The following is a 20,370-nucleotide window of genomic DNA, read 5'->3' as shown; positions in this document are numbered from 1 at the left end:
TTTCGCCGGCTAGTGAAAAATTTGAGTAATCCAAAACGGTTTGCCTTCTACAAGATTTAATTGTTTCATCACAAAGTTTGAAGGGTACATTTCTTTTTCGGTTACCATTGGCTCCTTAAGGCTTTATTTATTACTTACTTTAAATAAAGTGAACTAGCTATTCTTAAAATTATCTACATTTTTTATTTAACATTTCATAAACTTTATCAAACGGCATAGGCTTACTGAATAAATAACCCTGGTAATAACTACAACCAAATTTTTTCAAAAGTGTTAACTGCTCTTTTGTTTCAACGCCCTCAGCTATAGCCTTTACATTTAAGGACTTAGCCATGGCAATAATAGCCTTCACAATCGCTTGGCAATTCTTATCAGCAGTTAATTGAGAAATAAAAAATTGATCAATTTTGATAACATCAATCATAAAATCTTTTAGATGAATAAATGAAGAATAACCTATGCCAAAATCATCAATCGATAGCTTAACACCTAGTTCTTTTAATTTTTTAATGGTGGCAATATTTGAATCTTTAAGCCCCATAAGTGCTGTCTCAGTAATTTCAATTTCTAAGTGTGTAGGTTCAATATGTGTTGATTCAAGAATGGCTTTTAAACGTTCAATAAACCGAAAATTAAGTTGCTGAACAGAAATATTAACTGCAATATTGATGTCTCTACACAATCCCTCATTTTGCCAGCTCTTAATCTGATAGCACGCTGTACGTAAAACCCACTCACCTATTGGAATCATTAGACTACTCTCTTCAGCTAGCGAAATAAACTGCTTGGGATAAATCATTTTATTAGGGCCACTATTCCAACGAATCAAAGCCTCCAGACCACTTATTTTACCAGTTTTAACTTCAATTTGAGGTTGATAATAAAGAATAAATTCTTGTTTTTCTAAGGCCTGATGTAGATTACTTTCTAACGTTAATTTTTGCTGGGTAAACGCTTCAATCGCTGGTAAATAAAATTGATAACGATTACGACCGTGTATCTTCGCATAATACATTGCCATGTCTGCATTTCTAACAAGAGTGCTACAATTCTTCCCATCTGTAGGATAAATTGAGATTCCAATACTTGCTGTTACATAGAATTTTTTCTTACGCAAAATAAAGGGTTTTGCTAACACATTTAAAAGATTTTGGGCAATCACAGCAATATCATTTTTCCTTTTTATTTCTGGTAAAATAATAATAAATTCATCACCACCAAAGCGCGAAATAAAGTCTAAACTACGAATATTATGACGAATTCGATTAGCTACTTCTTGTAATACCCTATCACCATAGTCATGGCCCATTGTATCGTTTATCTTCTTAAAATTATCTAAATCTAAGTAGCATAGCCCTAGCATTGTTTGTTGAACCTTGGCATTTAAAATAGCTCGATTTAAATCATTTTCTAATGAAGCTCGATTTCTTAGGCCTGTTAAAACATCATGTTTAGCTAAATAAAGTAGTTCATTTTCTGCCCGCTTTCGTTTGATAAACATGCCTATATGACTACCAATGTTAGTAAAAATAGAAAATAAATTGGTATTAGGAACACTTAAAGATTTACTAAAGAAAATAATGACACCGATAACTTCGCGGTTATATGTAATTGGCAGACCAAAAAAACTTCTTAGCCCCTTTTCAATAAAAGGTTTAACGTCTTTTGCAACAGCATGATTTTTTAAATCAATAATCCAGTAAGGCTTATTTAATTGCCAGATAAGCCCTGGTAAATTTTCACCAATTGTACATCTTTTACCATAACTTATTTTTTCTAACTCTTGATAAACTTCTTTTGCCCGCCAAAATGAAACAGAGTAAAGAGCTTCTTTTTGTTGATCAAGTGCCCATAATTCCCCCGCTTGCCAATCAAATAACTCACAAATTGTTTTTAAAATGTTATGAGCTGCGTAATCTAAATTAGGTGCTTCAGCTAAAGCAGAGGTTACTCGGTATTGAATAGCCAATTGCTGTTCATGTAATTTAGCTTTAGTAATATTGTCAATAATAATTGCTGCACTTATTACTTTATTAGATTTTGTCTTTAAGGGCGAAATAGTAAGCGTAACATTTAATAAATTCCCCTTTTTACTCTCAAAAATAGTCTCATAATGAGTAATTTTTGCTCCTGCTTCAATTTGCTGAATTATCTTTTTAAATTCGCTATGGCGCTCTTTAGGAAAGAGTAATTTAAATGACTGGCCAATAATTTCTTCAGCGGAATATTGGTAGAGTTGTTCTGCAGCATTATTCCAGCTAAGAATAATACCCCGCATGTTAACGCTTATAATGGCATCGAAAGCATTCTCAACGATCGCTGCCAATTCACAAGTAGACTGCTTAGCTTTTTCACGCTCAATAGCATAATAAATAGCACGTGTTAGAGAGTTGGGTGTTACTTCCGTTTTAAGCAGATAGTCTTGTACTCCTTCTTTAACAACAGTACCTAAGGCAAGTTCCGCATTTTCTACATCGCTGATAACAATAATAGGGATATCTGCAGCTAGCAGCGTTAACTTTTTAAAAGCAGTCAAAGTAGTCTGCTTATTCTTGCCTAAATCGACTAAAATGACAGCAAATTCATTCATCTTTTTTATTATTTTGTTAAGCATAGGAAAAGTAATGACATCAAATTTAAACTTTTTAATTGACGATAAAAACTCCTGAATTAAGCTTGAGCTTCCTTTTTTATCTTCAATAATTAATATTTTTATCTTCTCAGTCATAGTCATTTACTTGTTTATAAATTAATTACTCAACTCTAGGCGGCAAGGTCACAATTTTGGACCAAAAATTTTCTATAGTTTTGACAACCTCGATATATTGTTCTATGTCTAGTGGCTTGTAATCTTTCTACCATAAACGCCTCATCTAAGAAGAGTAAGAGGTAAAATCTTTATTGGAGCTAGATTTATACAAGTTTCACATAGTATGTTTGGTAATTTTCCTATCTAATTTGTTGACTAAACTAATAATTTTCTGCATAGTCGACCGTATAATCTAATTTACTTAGTTTCATTTACCTTTAATTTAGTATAGACAGATTACTAATTTACGTGGGTTCGACTTAAAAAAGGTGAAAGCTCTTTTTAGGTTTTAATGAACATTATCACGTAAAATATGAATCATTTATGTGGACTAGTTCAAAGCAGGTAAGCCCATAGCCAGATAACAAAAATTTTTTGGATTGAAAATGCCCTTTATTCTTGATGATCAAATTCGCTTAACCTGCTTTGAACTAGGTGATGGGCCTGTCTCTAAGATTCTTTTTAAAAATAATGCTGATTATCCTTGGTTAATTCTTGTACCTAGAGTTGAAAATATCCAGGAAATTGATCAGTTACCTACTAAATTAAGGTACATACTAGTAGATGAAATTTGCCATCTTTCTCATTTAGTACGCACTTATTTTAAAACAGATAAAGTTAATATTGGTTCTTTAGGCAATATTGTTTCACAATTACATATTCATATTATTGGCCGCAATAAAGATGATAAACTATGGCCTCATTCGGTATGGCAAGCAACTGAAACCACTTTATACGATGCCTCTACTTCCAAATTGTTAGTAGAAGGGTTGCGCAAACAAATTAAACTTATTTTTCAAGAAGATATTGCTCCTCTGTTAGTATAGGTTGCATTATTTTTGTATTTTAAAGAGCCTTCATCTCTTATAGTGAACGAACGTCACTTTAAGAATTTAATATGAATAATACCGCCTCGCTTAAATAAATCAAAAAATAACATTCTTAAACGAATAAAAAATGGAAAAGAAGATTTAAATTTTATTGGCTGAAAATAGGTCTTTTGCGAAATAAGTTTTATATTACTAGACCAATGCTCAAGCTCGTAGCCATAATCAAGCCCCCACTGTAATTTTGCATCGTGCATCTCTGCTTCGTCTAAAATTTCATTGACGTTGTTAAGGCTTACTTTTGGAATAGCATCAAAAATCAATTCACTCTCAGGAAATTGCTGAGCCATGTTGTTTAATAGAATTTGTACTTGCTCTTGTTGAAAATACATAAACAACCCACCAGCAAGGAAAAATACACGCTCACTCATTTCTTTAACTGCATTTATCCAGTCTAAGTTAAGAACTGAGGCAGCAAGATAATGAACTCGTTGATTTGGTGGCGGTAATAATTGATCACGAAGTTTAATAACAGCGGGTAAATCAATATCAATCCAAGTGAGTTGTGTATTGTCAACCCGATAAAATGTTGTGTCTAAACCTGCGCCTAAATTTACAATAGTTGCATTAGGATGCTTTTGTAAATAAGCTTTGATTGCTTCATCAAATTGATAAGCTCGGGCAATCATCCAAACCGCTGTAGAATAACCAATGTGTGCAAATAGCTTATCAAAATCATAATTAATTTCTTGAATAAATTTAATTGCTTGAGCGTCGTATAAAGGCGGATTAGGTAATTGGCTAAATTTAGCCCGAGCAATTAAGGGCAGCAAGAGTGTTTGAGGTACGCCTGTTAAATCGAAATCAACCTTTTTACTATGCATGCTAATTCCATGTTTAATTTAGCAGTGATTGTTATTTTCTTAACTTAGGCTGCAGTCTATTATAATAATTTTAGTTAAATTTTTACTGTTTAGCTTAATATAAATTAAGGACTCTCACTTAAAAGAGAAAATTTACAAACTAATTATATGCAAACAACAATTCATTAGAGTTTGTAATTAGAGCGATTGACAATTTGCTTTAACCTAAGGTTAAAGCATTTAATCAACTAACTCACATTATTCTAGAAAACTCCTGAAAAACATTAAGTTTCTCTTCAATGCTAACAGGACCGTCTTCTTTAGCGTAAAGATCTAATATTTTCCTACATTGTTTAGCGATTTCAGATTGAGCCTCATAAAGCTTATTTTCATAAGGAAAAACAGGCGTAGTATCTATACCATACCGCTCATTATTAACGCCAATACTACTCTCACTTTGACGTCCTTTTTCTACTATAACATCGCCATTTTTTAATTCAAAAATATCGTAATCACCATGAGAATGGCCATATATTAGTCGCTCTACGGGTGGCATATTTAATGGTTTATTTGATTCATCCAAATAAATCTCTCCACTATTAGTTAATATGGCTGGCCCTTTATCGGTTCTTTGAATATCTTTAACGTCAGTATAATGTAATTTAGTAAGCTTATTATCGGGATATATCGTCCCTGTTGTTAAATTATTACCTCGACGATAGACTTCACCTGTAGTACTTAGAAAAAGATCGTAGTTATGGCCGGTGACTATTTTACAAATGGGAGGTAAGCTTTTCATCCTTTGTGGCGAGTTTGTACATTCCTTTTGTGAATCATACTTGCCGCTAAAATAAACTTCCCCATGAGCACTAAGAAAGTAGGTGTTAGTCCAGCACTCTATTTTAATAATTTGCTTAGATTTTAAACTTTTTATTACAGTTGGCGAAGAAATGTTCTGACAGTGTCCTAATCCGAGTTGACCATAGTCATTGTATCCAAACGCATAAATTTGATTATGGTGATCAATAAGGAAAGAAGTACCATGGCCGATAGCAAAATCCTTGATAGGTGGAAGCCCCTGAATTTTTGTAGGCATTACATAGCCATCTACATATCGACGTGATTTATTATCACCCAAACCTAACTCACCCCAGGTATTATTACCTCTAACATAGATTTCTTTTTCCTTCGTTAAGAAGAATGAAGTTAAATCAAAACGAGAATAAGCGCTTTTTTCTACTTGTTTTAGAAAATCTTCGAAATGCGCATGTTGGGATTTAAAAAAATTTTGTTGTGCTCTAAGCATTTGATTCCTTTCTTTACGAAAATAATTACTTAATTTATGATTAAATATAGAAATTAAGAATAGCCAAGTGTAAGCGGATATCTTTAATTTTTATTAACTATTAATATAAAAAAAGGCTATTATACAAGATATTTTTAATAGTTTCTAAATAAAGCACTCAGTCTTTATCATCCTGGTTTAAAAGAGCAGTTTGAACAATAGATATCAATATATTATCACTTTAAATAGTAAATGATAAAATTGACTTTGATTGCTCCACTGCATACCATTTGGCTTTGTAGAGCAAATGCGTAACAATGCTCAAAGTGAGTAAAAATTTCATGTTATTGCCAGAAACAAGGGTATTTTATTTAAAACTAGGAGACACCATTGACATAGTAGCTCCTTCATCTAAATGCCATCTAAGTGTAATAGAAAAATTGAAGGATATAATTCATTCTTGGGGGCTTAAATGTCATATACCAGATGATTTATTTGGTGAGAGTTTACTTTATGCTAATAGTGATGAGAAACGTTTTACTCATCTGTATAAGGCGCTTTTAAATCCTACTTCCAAAGTCGTATGGTGCTTATTAGGTGGATATGGTTCGACCAAATTAATATCTAAGTTAAACCAAATAAAAATACCACCCCATCCTAAACTGTTGATTGGATTTAGTGATATTACAGCGTTACATATTTTTCTTCAGGGACAATGGGGCTGGATTACTCTAAGTGGCCCATCAGGTTACCAAGTTTCCTTAAATCGAGTTTCTGGAACATCCATTGAGCTATTGCAGAATATCCTTTTTGGTAAGACTGCAACACTTATCTATGACAATATCATTCCATTAAATCAATTAGCTAAAAATCAACAAACGATAACAGCACCCATTATTGGGGGAAATCTACATTTAATTCAAGCAAGCCTTGGGACATTCTGGCAAATTGATCCAACTAACAAAATATTATTTATCGAAGAGTTTAATGAGCGGGCTTACCGTATTGATAGAATATTAGCTCAATTGGAGCAGGCAGGCATAATTAAACCTGCGAAAGCAATTTTATTTGGTGATATGATTGATAAAGGCGAGCCTAATGGTCGATTTCTTGTCAAAGAGGTAATACAGGAATTTTCAACACAATGTGACGTACCTGTACTGCAAATAAGTAATATTGGGCATGGCGCAATTAATAATCCCCTTTTACTTGGCTACTTTGCAAAATTATGTTTAGGTGATTACTCTTGTTTAGAATTTAGTTTCTAACAAATAGTCCCTGTAGCGAGTACCTATCTAAAACCTGTTGAGATATTTACTTTTCTAGCCTTTTTATCTCTCGAAGGTTCATCACTTGCTTCCATTTCTTTTCTCTTCATATTACTGTCTTTAGGCTGGAAAACTGTATTTTCGTACCCTTTTAATTTTTGATATTTACTTGCTAGGATTTCCTTGCACAGGAAAACAACTTTATTTCTATCAGAAGCATTATTATTATAATTATTTACTCTACGCTGATAATCCGCCAAGATTGATTCATGCATAAAAAGATCAAATTTTTTATAAACGCCTTTTCCCAATTTATTATCAATATTAATTAATTCACAAAGAAGTAACGTTTTTAAATTTTCAAAATAACAATTACCATTTTTAAATACGGCCTGTTCGGTCAAATTAATGCCTGTACTTTTGTATTTTTGTTTAAGCTCAAAGATATAGACGAATAATCTATCAAGTTCGCCACTCTCACAAATTGAAGACAATTTCCTCATTACTTCCGAATAATCGGCTGCAGGTATCGATAATTGGATAATAGGTTGCGCTTTATCAGATTTTGTACCTTTAAATCCTAATAGACCTCTATCGCAGAAATAAATGAAATACGTATCTTGGGATTTCTTTATTAAAATATATGATATGTGGAATAGTGAGGACAATGACTTAATACTACAATCTGCTTCAGGAGGCTCAAGGATAGTTGACTCATCTGAGTCGAATGCTTCTAAGGCTTTTAATATACTCTCGAAGTAAATTTGATATTCAGGACACTCATCAAGAAATTGTCGTATTCCATTTTGGATAATACGAACGGCTTCTTTCGAATTTCCACCATGACTTAAATCAAGACCATGTATCTCTTCAAGAAACTTATAAAGTAAATCATTATTAAAAATAATAGAAAGATCTCTATCCAAAAGAAACTGAGCTGAGTCAATTTGGCTGCCAGACCTCTTTAGCTTCTGAACAATATTATTGTGTCCATTCATAATTGCTTCATGGATAGGCGTAAAATTTTTCTCATCTTGAGCATCAACTATGGCTTTATGTTGAATAAGTAACGCAATAATTTCTTCATCACCTTGAATTGAGGCCACATGAAGTGGCGTTCTAAGCTCCTTATTTCTATGATTAGGATTGGCCCTTTTTTCTAATAAAGCGTTGACCACCTCTCTATGCTGAAATAGGGTAGCAGTATATAAAGGGCTCTCTTGCATTTTATTTACACAATCTATATTAGCTTCATAAGCAATTAATAAATTAACAAGATCTAAATTTCCCCTCCTTGCTGCAAAATGCAGTGGATAAGCCCCAGCTCCATTAACTACATTTACTAAGGCACCGTTTTCAAGCAAAAACTTGACTACTACCACGTCCTCATTCATTATGGCTAAATGTAAAAGGGTGTTGCCATAATGATCTCTTAGGTCTAATAAAAGGATGTTATTCGCCAACAATTCTTCTAGATACTTTACATCACCATTCCTTGCAGCTTCAATGGCCCCCTCATTTATATCACTATCATAATCATCTTCGTCTTGTTCGGCCTCACTATCAGCACTATCAATACTATCATCTGCTTCGTTTGTGTCTGAAAAAATATCACTCGGACTATCAAGCTTTTTTACCTCATCTTCACTATCAGATTTTGTATACATAATCAAACCTAAATAAGTAAACTATAATTGCTAAAATTTTTTCCAGGTAAACCCAGCTGACTCTGCCATCTTCCTTGCTTCATCTAAATTTTTCTCTGCAGCTTCATTGCTAGCGCTTATAACTTCTCCCGTTCTAGTATCTGCTTCCGCTATAGTCACTCCTTCTATCAGTTCACTATTTTCAACTTAACAACAAAAAAGTTACTCCCTCTTGATATTTCTTCAATATCAGCGCATACAAATTCTTTATTTAATTTATCAAAAAATTCTACTTTAATTTGCATAAATAACCTAAAATTATGATATAAAAAATAACACTTATTCTTTTATTGTAGTATTAGGTTAATTAAATATTAAAAATTACTATAATTTAATTCATAAATTTTTAGTTTACAGCTAATAAATTAATTCAAATATCATTTAAATTGATTGGTTTTTTATTCAAAAAAACTTATTTTTAGTGGAAATTTAACAACGCCAACATCAGCTCTACTTGGTTGTGAAAAACCGCTAAAAATTGCAAGATTCTAGAGAAAAATGACATTAACTTTACGCAACAAGGCTTAACATTCGCTTAGTGACATAAAAGAGCCTTTGTCTCTCTTATATTGAACTCAAATTAATTGACTTAAATTAATTACCCTATCTGCCATAGCAATCGTTTCTTGACGATGAGCAATAATAATTTGAGTCATTGCTAATGTTTTAAGGGATTGATTGATTGTAAGTTCATTTTGAGCATCGAGATGACTTGTTGCTTCATCTAAGAATAATATTTTTGGCCTTTTATAAAGTGCCCGCGCTAATAAAATACGCTGCTTTTGCCCTCCAGATAGTATAGAACCCATTTCGCCAACTTGGGTTTCGTATTGCATAGGAAATTTTAGAATAGTGTCATGAATACAAGCAAGTTTTGCTACTTGATAAACATAATTAATATCAATCTCATCATCAAAAAAAGTAATGTTTTCTAATATGGATCCTGTTAATAAACAGTCTTCTTGCATGACTGACGCAGTTAACTGTCGATAATTTTTCAAACCAAACTGATTAAGGCTAATATCATCAATGTATATCTCGCCTTTTTCAGACACTAACAAGCCCATCATGACCTTTAATAAGGTTGATTTACCACAACCAGAAGGCCCTACAATTGCTACTTTTTCTCCAGCATTAACCGTTAAATTAATCTTTTTTAAAATAAAAGGATCGCTTGTATGATAGCGAAAACTTATATTTTGGATTTCTAATTTGCCTTTCATGAGTTCATATCTGCCAAGCCCTTCTGAAATGACTTCAGGTTGCTGAAAAATTAAATCACTTAATCGGTTTAATTGAATAGAAATAAGTTTGTAATCGAAAGCGTAGCGAATAAAAGAAGAAGCCTTATTAATTAAAAGAAGCCGATAAGCGAGAAAAGCGACTAACATACCAGTAGAAAATCGACTTTCTAGAATTAGCATTATACCAACACAAAGAATAACAATATGATCAATTTGAAATAATAATTGATTAATTATATTGTAAAACATATTTAGTCTTGAAATAGTAATATCAGCATTCAGAGATTGAATATAGCTATTGTACCAAATATTAAAATGTACATTTTCTTTAGCAAACGTCTTAATTGGCATAATACCTTGTAATGTTTCTAAAAATATAGATGCTGCTTTTGCATGTTGAACAACCGAGTTTTCTGTTTGATTTTTTAAGCTTTTATAAGATAAATAACGAATTGTTAAATATAGCAAAAGGCTGCAACAAATTATTAATGTTAACTTTAAACTATATATAGCCATAACGACCAAATTAATAATAATCATTAAGCCATCAAGTATGGTATTAATAAACTCAGTACTTATTTTCCTCTGCACTTGATCAATTGTTTGAAATTTTGCTTGAATATCCCCTTTGTAGCGATGAAAGAAAAATTCTAGTGGTAGTTTTAAGAGATGTTTAATTAGGTTTGCTGAAAATTGTTCTGTAAGATAGGTAGTTAGATAAGTAACTGAATAACTGCGACTGTATTCAATAATACTTTGTAGCAATACAAAAATTAAAAAAGCGCTGACAATGATATAAAGATTGTTTAAGTTACTAGTATTAATAACATCATCCATCACATATTGAAGTAGCAGTGGATTGATTAAGGCTAATACTTCAATAGTTAATGATAAGAAAATTAAAAAGATAATAAATTTATTAATTCCTGCAACCATTCTCATAAAATGAAGAAGAGTTAATTTGTTATTAGCAATAATTTTTTGAAAATTTGCCTCCTTTTCAGCTTCTAAAACAATACCGGTAAAAAATCTGGATACTTCTGCAAACGTACAACGTCTAACGCCAATGGCAGGATCATGAATAATGACGTGATTTTTTTTCACCTTTTTTAGAACAACAAAATGATTCATATTCCAATGTAAAACAGCAGGGCAGCGAATCAATTTAAGATCTTTTAAATCCACACGTAGTGCTCTAGTTTTAAAATTTAAACTTTGCAGTAAATTAATGACATCAAGCATAGTAATGCCTTTCATAGAAGGCTTACTTAGATTTCTTATAGAAGATAAACTAAGCTCATGTCCCCAGTAATTACTAATCATAACAACGCAAGCATGACCACATTCGGCAATTTCATTTTGAAATACAATGGGTAATTGATGACTTCTCTTTAAGCTAAAATTTAAGGTATTCTTCATAATTTAAGCTCTCCATACATACTAAAAATTGGATCTAATATCCATTGCCATATTTTTCTCTTTGGGCCACTAATAATTGCAGTAATAGTTAATCCTTGTTGTAATTTTTTCGGCTGTCCATATACCATAACGTATTGGCTGTTTAACCTAGCATTAACCTTAAAATAAGGGTATCCGACTTGTATAGATTTTTCATCTTCATTATCGGTTAGAATGGTTTCATCTATGGAATCAATAACCGCGTGATAACTACCAAAGCGTTTATAAGGATAAGCATCATAACGGACAGTAATGTTACTATCCTTATTTATAAACCCAATTTGATTGGCAGGAATAAATAGATTAGCAATTAATTCAGAATTTATAGGTAAAATTTTTACCAATGGTTTAACTAAGTTAACATACTGCCCTTCTTTAAAAATATTAGCGGCAATAACACCATCTATAGGAGAATAAACAATATAAAATTGATCTTGTTTGTATTTAATAATTTCTAACTCTACAGCATTAAGATTACGATTAAGCTCAATTAATTCTTGTTTTTTGTTATTATAAAATTCTAAAGAAATATATTTTTTAATAAATAGTTTTTTAAATTTTTCTAGTTGAATTGATTTGTTGGTGATTTCATTATTGATTGACTGTTTTCTTTTTATTAAATTTTCTAAAATATTATTTTTATCAAAAAGCTGATTATCTAATAAAGAATTAATTAATAGAATTGCTTCTCCTTTCTTAACTAATTCACCCTGTTTTTTATAGCTTTTAAGAATTACTCCACCTTTACTTGGATAAAGACTAAAAACCCCTTTTGAATCATTTAAATAGCCGATTACTACAAATTTATCCGAAAATTCACCGAATACTAAAAATAAAATAATTATTAATAAAATAATTAAGCTGCTATAAGTAACAAATTTAAATGATATGGGAGTATTAATCGATATTACCCCTAAATGACTTATTTTTTTTTGATTAAATACTTCTTGTCTAAATAATTCTTTTTTCATAATCATTGAACTTTAACTCTGTAGATTAATAGTTATAAGCTACAGAGCTAGGTAAGAAAAATCATGCTGCTTGATCTGACTTTAAAGCATTGCGCATAATATGCTTTTGTAGATTTTCTTTTAGCATGAGCGATGCTTGTTCTTCAAAATCCGCTAAGCTAATACTATTTTTGTCATTCCATTTGTAATGAGTATTTTTATTTAGAATGAACTTCACAAATTTATCTAACATTTTTATTGTTGGGCAGCGATCTTCAATCCAGAGAAATTGACCCTGCTGATTAACCTCTAGGAAAAAATATTCATTATCATGCGTGACGATAAAATCAAAGCAGCCAAACACGATACCTAGCGCTTCCATAAAATTACGGATTTTCTTTTCAATGGAATAAGGCAAGCAATAAGGCTCAATTCTGAGTTCAGCCGGTGGTATAGATCGCCAATCAGTTAAGCCTTTAGAATGTTCTTGCGAAAAAATTTTCGCAGCTACAATATGTGCACCAAAGCAAGTAACACGAAGTTCATACTTTTTCTTAATATACTTTTGAAAAATACCTGGCGTTAATTGTAATAGGTGATCAGGCGGTAACTGTTCATTATGAATAGTTTTTGTGTAAAATAATTTTAAAACACCTTTTTCGTACCAATAATGGGCTGATAAAGGCTTATAAATAACCTTATCACTTTTATAGGCTTGCAAAAATTCTTTTATTTTTGCTGGCGAATTAGATATTAAACTTGGCGGAATTTTAAATCCGCATTGTAATGCAAGCTTTAGCTGCAATAATTTAGAGTTAGCTTGGCTAATGGACTCATATGGATTGATCCAGTAAGCATCTTTAGCAAGTATAAAAGGAATACCATTATGAAATAATGTGTTTTCTTTTTTAATAAAATCAAAATCAGATTTAACAAAATTTTCACCAATAAAAGGGCGCCTAGCTCTACGCCACCAGACTACATCAATTTCTGTATAATTTGTCACCGGACATTGCGATTCATTTTCTAAAAGCCACCATTGTTGTTCATTAGAAAAATAGATACTATTGGTTTGCTTAGTAGGCATATCAGCAGTAAACCATAGCAAACACTGATGTGATTTACTCTCTAAAGCTAATTTTACTATAATAGCATGCACATCATCTGGCTCTGTTGAGATTAGAATATTCACTACATTTTCCTTAATTTTTTACTTTCAAGTCATTGGGTTTTGATGGCAATGGTATTGCTTATAGCGTCGCCCACTAAGTTTTAGACAAGGCGCAAGTGAGCGAGGCGAAAGAGTGTACAAATAAGTACATGACTGAGCCGAGCAAGCTTGCAACGAAGTATAAAGCTTAGTGGCTGGCGCTATACCAAAACCCATTGAAAGTTAGTTAACTATTAATCCCAATCCATATCTAAATCAGTATCAGATACGCCGTGCCTGTTGGTATAATAATCTGTGGTTTGATAGGTAACTTTTGTCGATCCTCCTGCTATTTGTTGTAATTCCTCACTACTAATCTCTGTTGCTAGACTATAGGCTAAAACTCGACCATTTTTTGTATTAATTTCCATTTTTTATTCCTAAAAATTACTTATTTAATACTTTCCATTTTATTAAATAAGTGGGTTGGACTTCTGTAATCTTCCTGAAGCAGAAAAAACTAGATTATTATAATCTAAAACTCTATCTTAAACCTTCACACTCTTTAACCATTCTTGCCAAGATTGTATATCTTTATCACTATAATTTTTACCGCTAATTTCTTTCAGAATTAAATAAGCAAACTCGTGATTATTTGGCTGTTTTAAACGTAGAATATTAACTAATCTCTTTCTTCCTTTTTCTAAAATAATTTTCTTATTCTTCTGGGACTTAACAGCTGAAGATAATATAAATAAAGCTTTATTTCTATCGGTAGTATAAGGTGAATCTATTAAGGGAAGTACTTTATTAGCATCAATATCAAAAAAGTGGGTTTTTTCCATCGTTTGCCCTATTACTCGCATTACATTATTACGTACTGTCTCATTTCTATCGTTAATACCGGCAGACAAGGTTGCAATAATTTCTTTAGGATCTTTAAAATGGCCAACTAAAAAAGCAGCTGCAGCACGTCTTTCAGGATTAGGATCTTCAGTTAAGGTTTTTTTAATGAGTTCTTTTTGTATAATTGCACCTTTATTAAACACGCTTAAATAAGGTTGTAAAGCAGGATTATTAAAACCGGAAACACAATGATAGACTGGACAAGTGGAATCATTTAGATCAATTTTATTTTCATTCAATAAACGCATCTCTAACTGATCAAACTTTATTCGTTTGGCAATTAAATCATTCTGACTAGTTTTATTTAAACTTACATTAACCTTCGGCTGAATATAATGTAATCGATGCCTTTCATCCTGCCGCACTACCTCAATAGTTGTATAATAATTTTTTTCTGCTGGATAATAGATTGTTTGAAAATCAACAAAAGCATAATGTTCATTTTTTTTAATTCTTTCGATTAAATATTTTTTTTTCATTGCTAAATGAAGCACTTCTCTTTCTTGTTTTTTAGCATCAGTCATTAAGATAATTTGATTAGTACTATTAATTAATTGTTTTACTTCAGATGAATATTTTTTTAATACTTGATTAGCATGATTAGAATTATCACCATATAAATCTATAAATGTATCAGCACAAATCTCTCCTGAAAGAAATAAACACGAAGTAAATAAAGCCCTTTTTAACATGCCTCTCCCCTATTAATAGTTTTAAATGTATTTAAATTCACATGATTTAGTAAATTTTTAGTAATTAAACTTTGCATTCTGTTGCGATATTTATCAATAGAATGAGTTATGCTTTTTTCATTCCACTGAAAATTGATTGTGCGCTCAATAAGAAAATTAATGAAAATATCAAGCATTTTAAAATTTGGATTATATTCCTCTATCCATAAAAATTGACCTTGCTCATTTACTTCAAGAAAAATATATTCATCATTAGGTGTAACAATAAAATCAAATGCACCAAAAATAATTCCAAGCTTACGCATGAATTTTCTTAGACGCTGTTCAATAGCAAAAGGTAAACGGTAAGGTTCAATACTCATTTTATCAGGGTAGATAGCTCGCCAATCGACCTTACCTTCACTATGACTTTGTGAATTTAATTTTGCAGCAACAATATAGTCACCAAAACATGTTATTCGTAATTCATATTTCTTCTTAATATGTTTTTGGAAAATTCCTGGTGTTAACTGTAATACTTTATCTGACGGGAGGTTTGCTGAATTTAACTTAGCTGTATAGGAAACTTTAACATATTTTTCTTCAAACCAAAAACTAGAGTATAAAGGCTTATAAATGACACCGTCTTTTTCATATTCTGTTATAAAATTACGCACTTCTTGAGGATCATTTGAACACAAAGTTTTTGGAATATTAAATCCACATTGATCTGCTAATCTTAATTGTAACAGTTTCCAATTTGCCCTTATAGCAGCCTCTTTAGGATTTATCCACCAAGCATTGGGTGCAATGTTTTGGGTTAAAGATTCGTAAAATACAATATTTTCTCTTCTTATGAAGGAAAAATCATCTGGATGAACAGCCTGCTCAGGCAAAAAAGGCTTTCGCACTCTGCGCCACCAAACTACGTCATATTCTTGACTCGTATAGGATTTAGATTTATCTGAACTTTTCCACAGATAAAAATCCTTATCAATTAAAACAGAGTTCTTTTGTTTTGTTGGATGATCTGCTGTAAATAATAATCTTACATAATGTCCTATTGATTCTAGAGCTAATTTAACTAATACAGCATGCGTATCATCGGGTTCAGTTAAAATTAAGTACTTCATCGTAAAATCCGATTTTATCCTATTAACTTCATAAAGTTGCTTCTGACTACTTAAGCTTAGTGATTTTAAACGCCCTTTATTCCCTATATTTGCATTTCGCTAAGCTTAAAACGACAAGACAGAAGCATACTTAAACATCATTTATTTTAAATTTTTATATGATTACCAATCTACTGAGATGTCTATGACGGTATCCCACTGCCCGGTACTCCCTGTTGGGCTGCATGTTGCTCTCGACGTCATTTTATAACCGTTACCTCCTGAAACTTGCTCTAAATCTTTATGATCGATTTCCTTTGCTAATTGATAAGCCAAGGTTCTTTCTTTACTACTTTCCATATTTTCTCCTAATGCAAGGTTGGTTTGTTATGTGTTCCATCAAATTAGAGAAGAACATTTAATTGATTTTCAGCAAATATTCTTCTTTAATTTAACGCCTTTACCATGTTATTATAATTTATTCATTTATTTATAAAATTTAATATCTATTCATTTTTATTCATTAAAACTTATTTTTGACTTTTAGTCAAGTATTAATGAATAATTTATTCTTTTTTATGGTGACTTATGAACAATTACTCTATTGGTGAAAATTTACGCAAGCTAATGAAATTACATAGCGAGCTATCCTTAAGTGAATTAGCAAGACAAACTCATATTCCTCAACCCACTTTGCATCATCTATTAAATGGCATAACGAAGCGGCCTAGAAAGACAGTTTTAGAGAGTTTGGCCAACTATTTTAATATTTCAGTTGGTCAGCTCATTGGAGAAGTTCCTTTATACGAATCAATTCCAGAGGAAATAAAGAAGAGTTTTAAAATTAACACAGTTCCAGTTATAAGCTGGGATATGTTAAGAGACTGGCCTAATAATTATAAGGAAGCAGGTCAGCTTGGCGAAGTAGTACTTACTAAAGATATGAGTGATTATTCATTTGCTTTAATTATGAAGAATACAACGATGGATCCATTATTTCCTGAAAATTCTATTTTAATATTTGATTTTAAAAAGCAACCAAAGGACAGAGAGTTTGTCATTGTTAATTCTTTTAAACTCAATAAAATACTTTTAAATCGTCTGTTTATCGAAAAATCTGACTATTTTATTAAGCAAGGACAATCGAATGGTGATATGAAATTAATTAAGTTAGATCTTGATAAAGATAGGATATTAGGTTCACTTATTGAAGCAAGATTAGTGCAATTTTAATTATAAACTTACTTCTTTAAAAGTAGATGAATAAATTTTATATTGGAATGCCAGTATTTGTATTTTAGTACTTAAAATGAAATACCATTATATTTTATTCATTTATATTCATTTGACTTTTAAGCTAAATTGTTTAATTAAATTATACTGTCTTTGCCCCTTTTCTAATTTACTTTCAAATAAGTTAACGTATTGCACGATTTGTCTAGGAAAATGATTTGTTTGAATTTGCGGCAAAACAGCAAGTGGTTGGTAATTTTGAAATCGACCTAAAGTGATATGACCACGAAAGGCGCGTTTTTCAGTAGGATAATTAAGGGCATCAATAACTTGCGCAAGACTATATGAGATAGGAGCTAACTGATCATTTGGCCCGGCTTTTAAAGCGATAAGGCGAGGATGCTTAGGCTTTGGAAATAATTCAAGTTCACTTAATTCCAGGGTAAATGAAGAAATATCTTGTATTTTTAATTCAACCTGTTCAATAAGCTTTGGTAAATCGGCCACTTGAATTGATTGTAAAAAGCGCAAAGTTATATGGAGATTTTCAGGTTTGGTCCAGCGAATTTTTTGAGGTACAGTTTGCTTAAGTTCGGCTACTACGGCGGCAATGGTATTGATAATTTCAGTCGATAAGCTAATGGCAAAAAATGCTCGTATTGTTGTCTGCATAATGGATTCTTAAAGCTACTTAACACTAGCGTAATCTTATATTATCTTGCTTTATAAGCCACTAAAATAGGCATCGATAAATGATTATCATGCAGCGCTTTTATTTCCTCATCTATTAAGTTAGATAATTTTTCTACATATTGATAATGGCCTTTTTTAGGTTTGTCGGTCTTATTGCCGTATTTCGCAAGGTAAATATTACATTTTTCTTTTAATTCAATGAGCGTTTCAGTTCGCTTTGCGTCAGCTGGTAGCGCTTTATATTTATTAAATATCTTAAAGATTTCTTTTGTTTCCTGAGAACGTCGTAATCCTCTAAATCCTTGTTCCCAAAATAAAATATCGGCGTGATGACTTAATACCAGCGGTAAATCTCTTTCTTTTGCATTTTTATTATTCTCTTGCAAGCCCTCTAAGCTGGTATAAACGAATCCGCGCTTATATCGCACTAAAGATTTAGAAGTTAAGTTAGCATGAAATTCATCTAAATCTTTGCTATTTAAATTAATTAGTTCTCGAGTCTTTTCCTGTATAAGAATTATTTGCTCAATTTGAGTCTGCTCAAAATGAATTAATTGACTACTGCTTCTACTATCAAAATGCTTGCTAAGGTAATTTTCACATAACTGCGCAGTATTATATAAATAGTGATTAGCTTGAGCTATTTCTTCCTTATATTGATTAACACTTATAAGTTGTTTTCCTTTTGTTTTCTCATTTATCTTTGTCTGAAATTGCAAGAAATCATCAATTAATTCTTCAATTGCATTGATATCAGTAGATGCTCTTAATGACGGCTTTTGTCTGAATTGCTCTAATTGCTCTGCTAAAATTTCGTATAACGCATTTCGCGATAAGCTTGAAGACGTAGGTCGATAACCCATTTGGCGGGTAAGATATTTTTTAGCATTATCAATTTTTTCAAATACTTCTACGCTATTAGACTGACCATGCATATTGGCAGTTAGCGTACTGCGGATTAGACTCCAAGATGTTGCAGTGGTATTTTTCAGCTGGCCAGATTTTGTATATACGGAGCCAACTTCAGTGACTTCTTTAAATATGCCTCCTGCAAAAAATATATCTGGAAGTATATTACTAATTGCATTATCCCAGACTTCTGTTACCAATTTGATTGTTGAGGCTGCCCAATTAAGACCTCTTCCTATTAAAGAGAAAACTTCGCCAGCGAAAAAATAAAATGGGGAAAGCATAACCTCAATTATAAGCTCTATAAATTCTGAGACTTTAGGAGAGCGTCTATATTTAAAGCTCTCTTCCGCTATTTTTATGGCAGTAAAGACTGAAGCTAAATAAGATATCAAACCAATTAAGCCTAAAACAAAAACAGGAAAAACCAGGGGTGGAAAAAAGAAAGAAGCAATACCTAGGGCAAATCCTATTAAACCAATGGAAAGGCCAATAGCAGAGGTTAAAGACGCAACATCTTTCTGAATGGCGTCGGTTAAGGTCATTTTCTTAGCGGTTTGATAATAACTATCAATCACACGTTTTGCCAAAACTTCAATCAAATCTACTTCTTCCCTTAGCTTTCTATAATTTTTTTTAGTAATTAGCTCATGCGCCTGCCTACAAGCAAGCGTAATTTGCAAATGTGCCTGCAAACAGTCATAGCGCGTTTGCATATTTAATAGAGAACTCTGACTTAAGATTTGATTAATACGAGTTTTGAATTGAAGAAATATGGCTTCATCTTCTAATCCATTAAGATAGTCTTGGTCCAAATCTTCCATTATTTGCTTAACGCTTAGAATAAGGGCTTTACGCTTCAAAAGGAGAAAATATCTATCATAGTTTTGTGCAAAATTTTCAATTTCTTTAACTTTATCTGGTTCATTAACAGAATTTTGTTTTTGCTTTTTTAGCCAATTTTTAATTTCTTGGTAAGCCGCTGGTTGATTAACTTCTGATTTAATTCTTGTTTCTAATAGGCGCTCTCCAGACCAAAATTCTGGGTAACTGAGAATGCTAAATTGTTCATCATTTAATTCTTGTAAAAATTTTGCTAGTTCGTTTTTAAAATAATTTAATGTTGTTGGCATTTGGCTCATATAATAAATAAGCCAATTTTTATGCTCATCTTGAATAGAAGTTTCATCGAATTTTGGGAGGATAACAGGCATTTAGCCTCTCCTTTAACAGCAGACTGTTTTGCTCTTGATTTAAACTAGCACTTATTAAATTTAAGTCTTAAG

At 31.7% G+C, this 20,370-nt stretch carries 17 protein-coding genes; 3 read left to right on the top strand and 14 right to left on the bottom strand.

Features of this window, described 5'->3' with window-relative positions:
• Positions 1-169: 169 nt before the first annotated feature.
• Complete coding sequence (locus tag ACQUW5_RS12505) at positions 170-2,728, bottom strand: EAL domain-containing protein (protein ID WP_444991594.1); 2,559 nt, start codon at positions 2,726-2,728, stop codon at positions 170-172.
• A gap of 467 nt (positions 2,729-3,195) precedes the next feature.
• Between ACQUW5_RS12505 and ACQUW5_RS12500 the strand changes: the two genes are divergently transcribed.
• The gene (locus tag ACQUW5_RS12500; protein WP_444991593.1) at positions 3,196-3,636 is read left to right on the top strand and encodes an HIT domain-containing protein; all 441 of its coding nucleotides are present in this window, start codon (positions 3,196-3,198) and stop codon (positions 3,634-3,636) included.
• A 53-nt stretch (positions 3,637-3,689) separates the two neighbouring features.
• Here ACQUW5_RS12500 and ACQUW5_RS12495 read toward each other — a convergent pair whose 3' ends face one another.
• Together ACQUW5_RS12495 and ACQUW5_RS12490 are read right to left on the bottom strand one after the other, a co-directional pair.
• Complete coding sequence (locus tag ACQUW5_RS12495; RefSeq protein ID WP_444991592.1) at positions 3,690-4,520, bottom strand: class I SAM-dependent methyltransferase; 831 nt, start codon at positions 4,518-4,520, stop codon at positions 3,690-3,692.
• Between the two features lie 232 nt (positions 4,521-4,752).
• Positions 4,753-5,805: an RCC1 domain-containing protein gene (locus ACQUW5_RS12490; protein ID WP_444991591.1), complete on the bottom strand. Its 1,053-nt coding sequence runs from the start codon at positions 5,803-5,805 to the stop codon at positions 4,753-4,755.
• Between the two features lie 320 nt (positions 5,806-6,125).
• On the opposite strand from ACQUW5_RS12490, the gene ACQUW5_RS12485 reads away from it, so the two are divergent.
• Positions 6,126-7,052 (top strand): S66 peptidase family protein, encoded by a 927-nt coding sequence (locus ACQUW5_RS12485; protein ID WP_444991590.1) that lies wholly within the window; start codon positions 6,126-6,128, stop codon positions 7,050-7,052.
• A 23-nt stretch (positions 7,053-7,075) separates the two neighbouring features.
• Here the strand turns inward: ACQUW5_RS12485 and ACQUW5_RS12480 are convergent, their stop codons facing one another.
• From ACQUW5_RS12480 to ACQUW5_RS12440, 9 genes are all read right to left on the bottom strand, one after another.
• Entirely contained in the window at positions 7,076-8,719 is a 1,644-nt protein-coding gene (locus ACQUW5_RS12480) for an ankyrin repeat domain-containing protein (protein ID WP_444991589.1), read from the bottom strand.
• 30 nt (positions 8,720-8,749) lie between these two features.
• Positions 8,750-8,878 (bottom strand): hypothetical protein, encoded by a 129-nt coding sequence (locus ACQUW5_RS12475; RefSeq protein WP_444991588.1) that lies wholly within the window; start codon positions 8,876-8,878, stop codon positions 8,750-8,752.
• A 455-nt stretch (positions 8,879-9,333) separates the two neighbouring features.
• On the bottom strand, positions 9,334-11,421 hold the full coding sequence (locus ACQUW5_RS12470; RefSeq protein WP_444991587.1) for a peptidase domain-containing ABC transporter: 2,088 nt from the start codon (positions 11,419-11,421) through the stop codon (positions 9,334-9,336).
• Positions 11,418-12,431 carry an HlyD family secretion protein gene (locus ACQUW5_RS12465; protein WP_444991586.1) on the bottom strand — a complete coding sequence of 338 codons (1,014 nt, stop codon included), beginning with the start codon at positions 12,429-12,431 and terminating at the stop codon, positions 11,418-11,420. The genes ACQUW5_RS12470 and ACQUW5_RS12465 overlap by 4 nt, the downstream gene beginning before the upstream one ends.
• 61 nt (positions 12,432-12,492) lie before the next feature.
• A complete protein-coding gene (locus tag ACQUW5_RS12460; protein ID WP_444991585.1) occupies positions 12,493-13,602 on the bottom strand; it encodes an MvdC/MvdD family ATP grasp protein in 1,110 nt (369 codons plus the stop codon).
• 212 nt (positions 13,603-13,814) lie between these two features.
• Positions 13,815-13,991, bottom strand: coding sequence for a hypothetical protein (locus tag ACQUW5_RS12455; RefSeq protein ID WP_444991584.1), 177 nt, complete (start codon positions 13,989-13,991; stop codon positions 13,815-13,817).
• Between the two features lie 117 nt (positions 13,992-14,108).
• Positions 14,109-15,158: a HEAT repeat domain-containing protein gene (locus tag ACQUW5_RS12450; RefSeq protein WP_444991583.1), complete on the bottom strand. Its 1,050-nt coding sequence runs from the start codon at positions 15,156-15,158 to the stop codon at positions 14,109-14,111.
• Positions 15,152-16,270: an MvdC/MvdD family ATP grasp protein gene (locus tag ACQUW5_RS12445; RefSeq protein ID WP_444991582.1), complete on the bottom strand. Its 1,119-nt coding sequence runs from the start codon at positions 16,268-16,270 to the stop codon at positions 15,152-15,154. The genes ACQUW5_RS12450 and ACQUW5_RS12445 overlap by 7 nt, the downstream gene beginning before the upstream one ends.
• Before the next feature lie 162 nt (positions 16,271-16,432).
• Complete coding sequence (locus ACQUW5_RS12440) at positions 16,433-16,609, bottom strand: bacteriocin (RefSeq protein WP_444991581.1); 177 nt, start codon at positions 16,607-16,609, stop codon at positions 16,433-16,435.
• 228 nt (positions 16,610-16,837) lie between these two features.
• Between ACQUW5_RS12440 and ACQUW5_RS12435 the strand changes: the two genes are divergently transcribed.
• Positions 16,838-17,482 (top strand): helix-turn-helix domain-containing protein, encoded by a 645-nt coding sequence (locus ACQUW5_RS12435; protein ID WP_444991580.1) that lies wholly within the window; start codon positions 16,838-16,840, stop codon positions 17,480-17,482.
• 108 nt (positions 17,483-17,590) lie between these two features.
• On the opposite strand, the gene thpR is transcribed toward ACQUW5_RS12435, so the two are convergent.
• Together thpR and ACQUW5_RS12425 are read right to left on the bottom strand one after the other, a co-directional pair.
• Positions 17,591-18,154 carry an RNA 2',3'-cyclic phosphodiesterase gene (gene thpR, locus ACQUW5_RS12430; RefSeq protein WP_444991579.1) on the bottom strand — a complete coding sequence of 188 codons (564 nt, stop codon included), beginning with the start codon at positions 18,152-18,154 and terminating at the stop codon, positions 17,591-17,593.
• 41 nt (positions 18,155-18,195) lie between these two features.
• Positions 18,196-20,298 carry a hypothetical protein gene (locus ACQUW5_RS12425; protein WP_444991578.1) on the bottom strand — a complete coding sequence of 701 codons (2,103 nt, stop codon included), beginning with the start codon at positions 20,296-20,298 and terminating at the stop codon, positions 18,196-18,198.
• Positions 20,299-20,370: the final 72 nt, after the last annotated feature.

The organism is Legionella pelazae, assembly GCF_052527395.1.
This window is presented reverse-complemented; position numbering and strand designations above follow the sequence as displayed.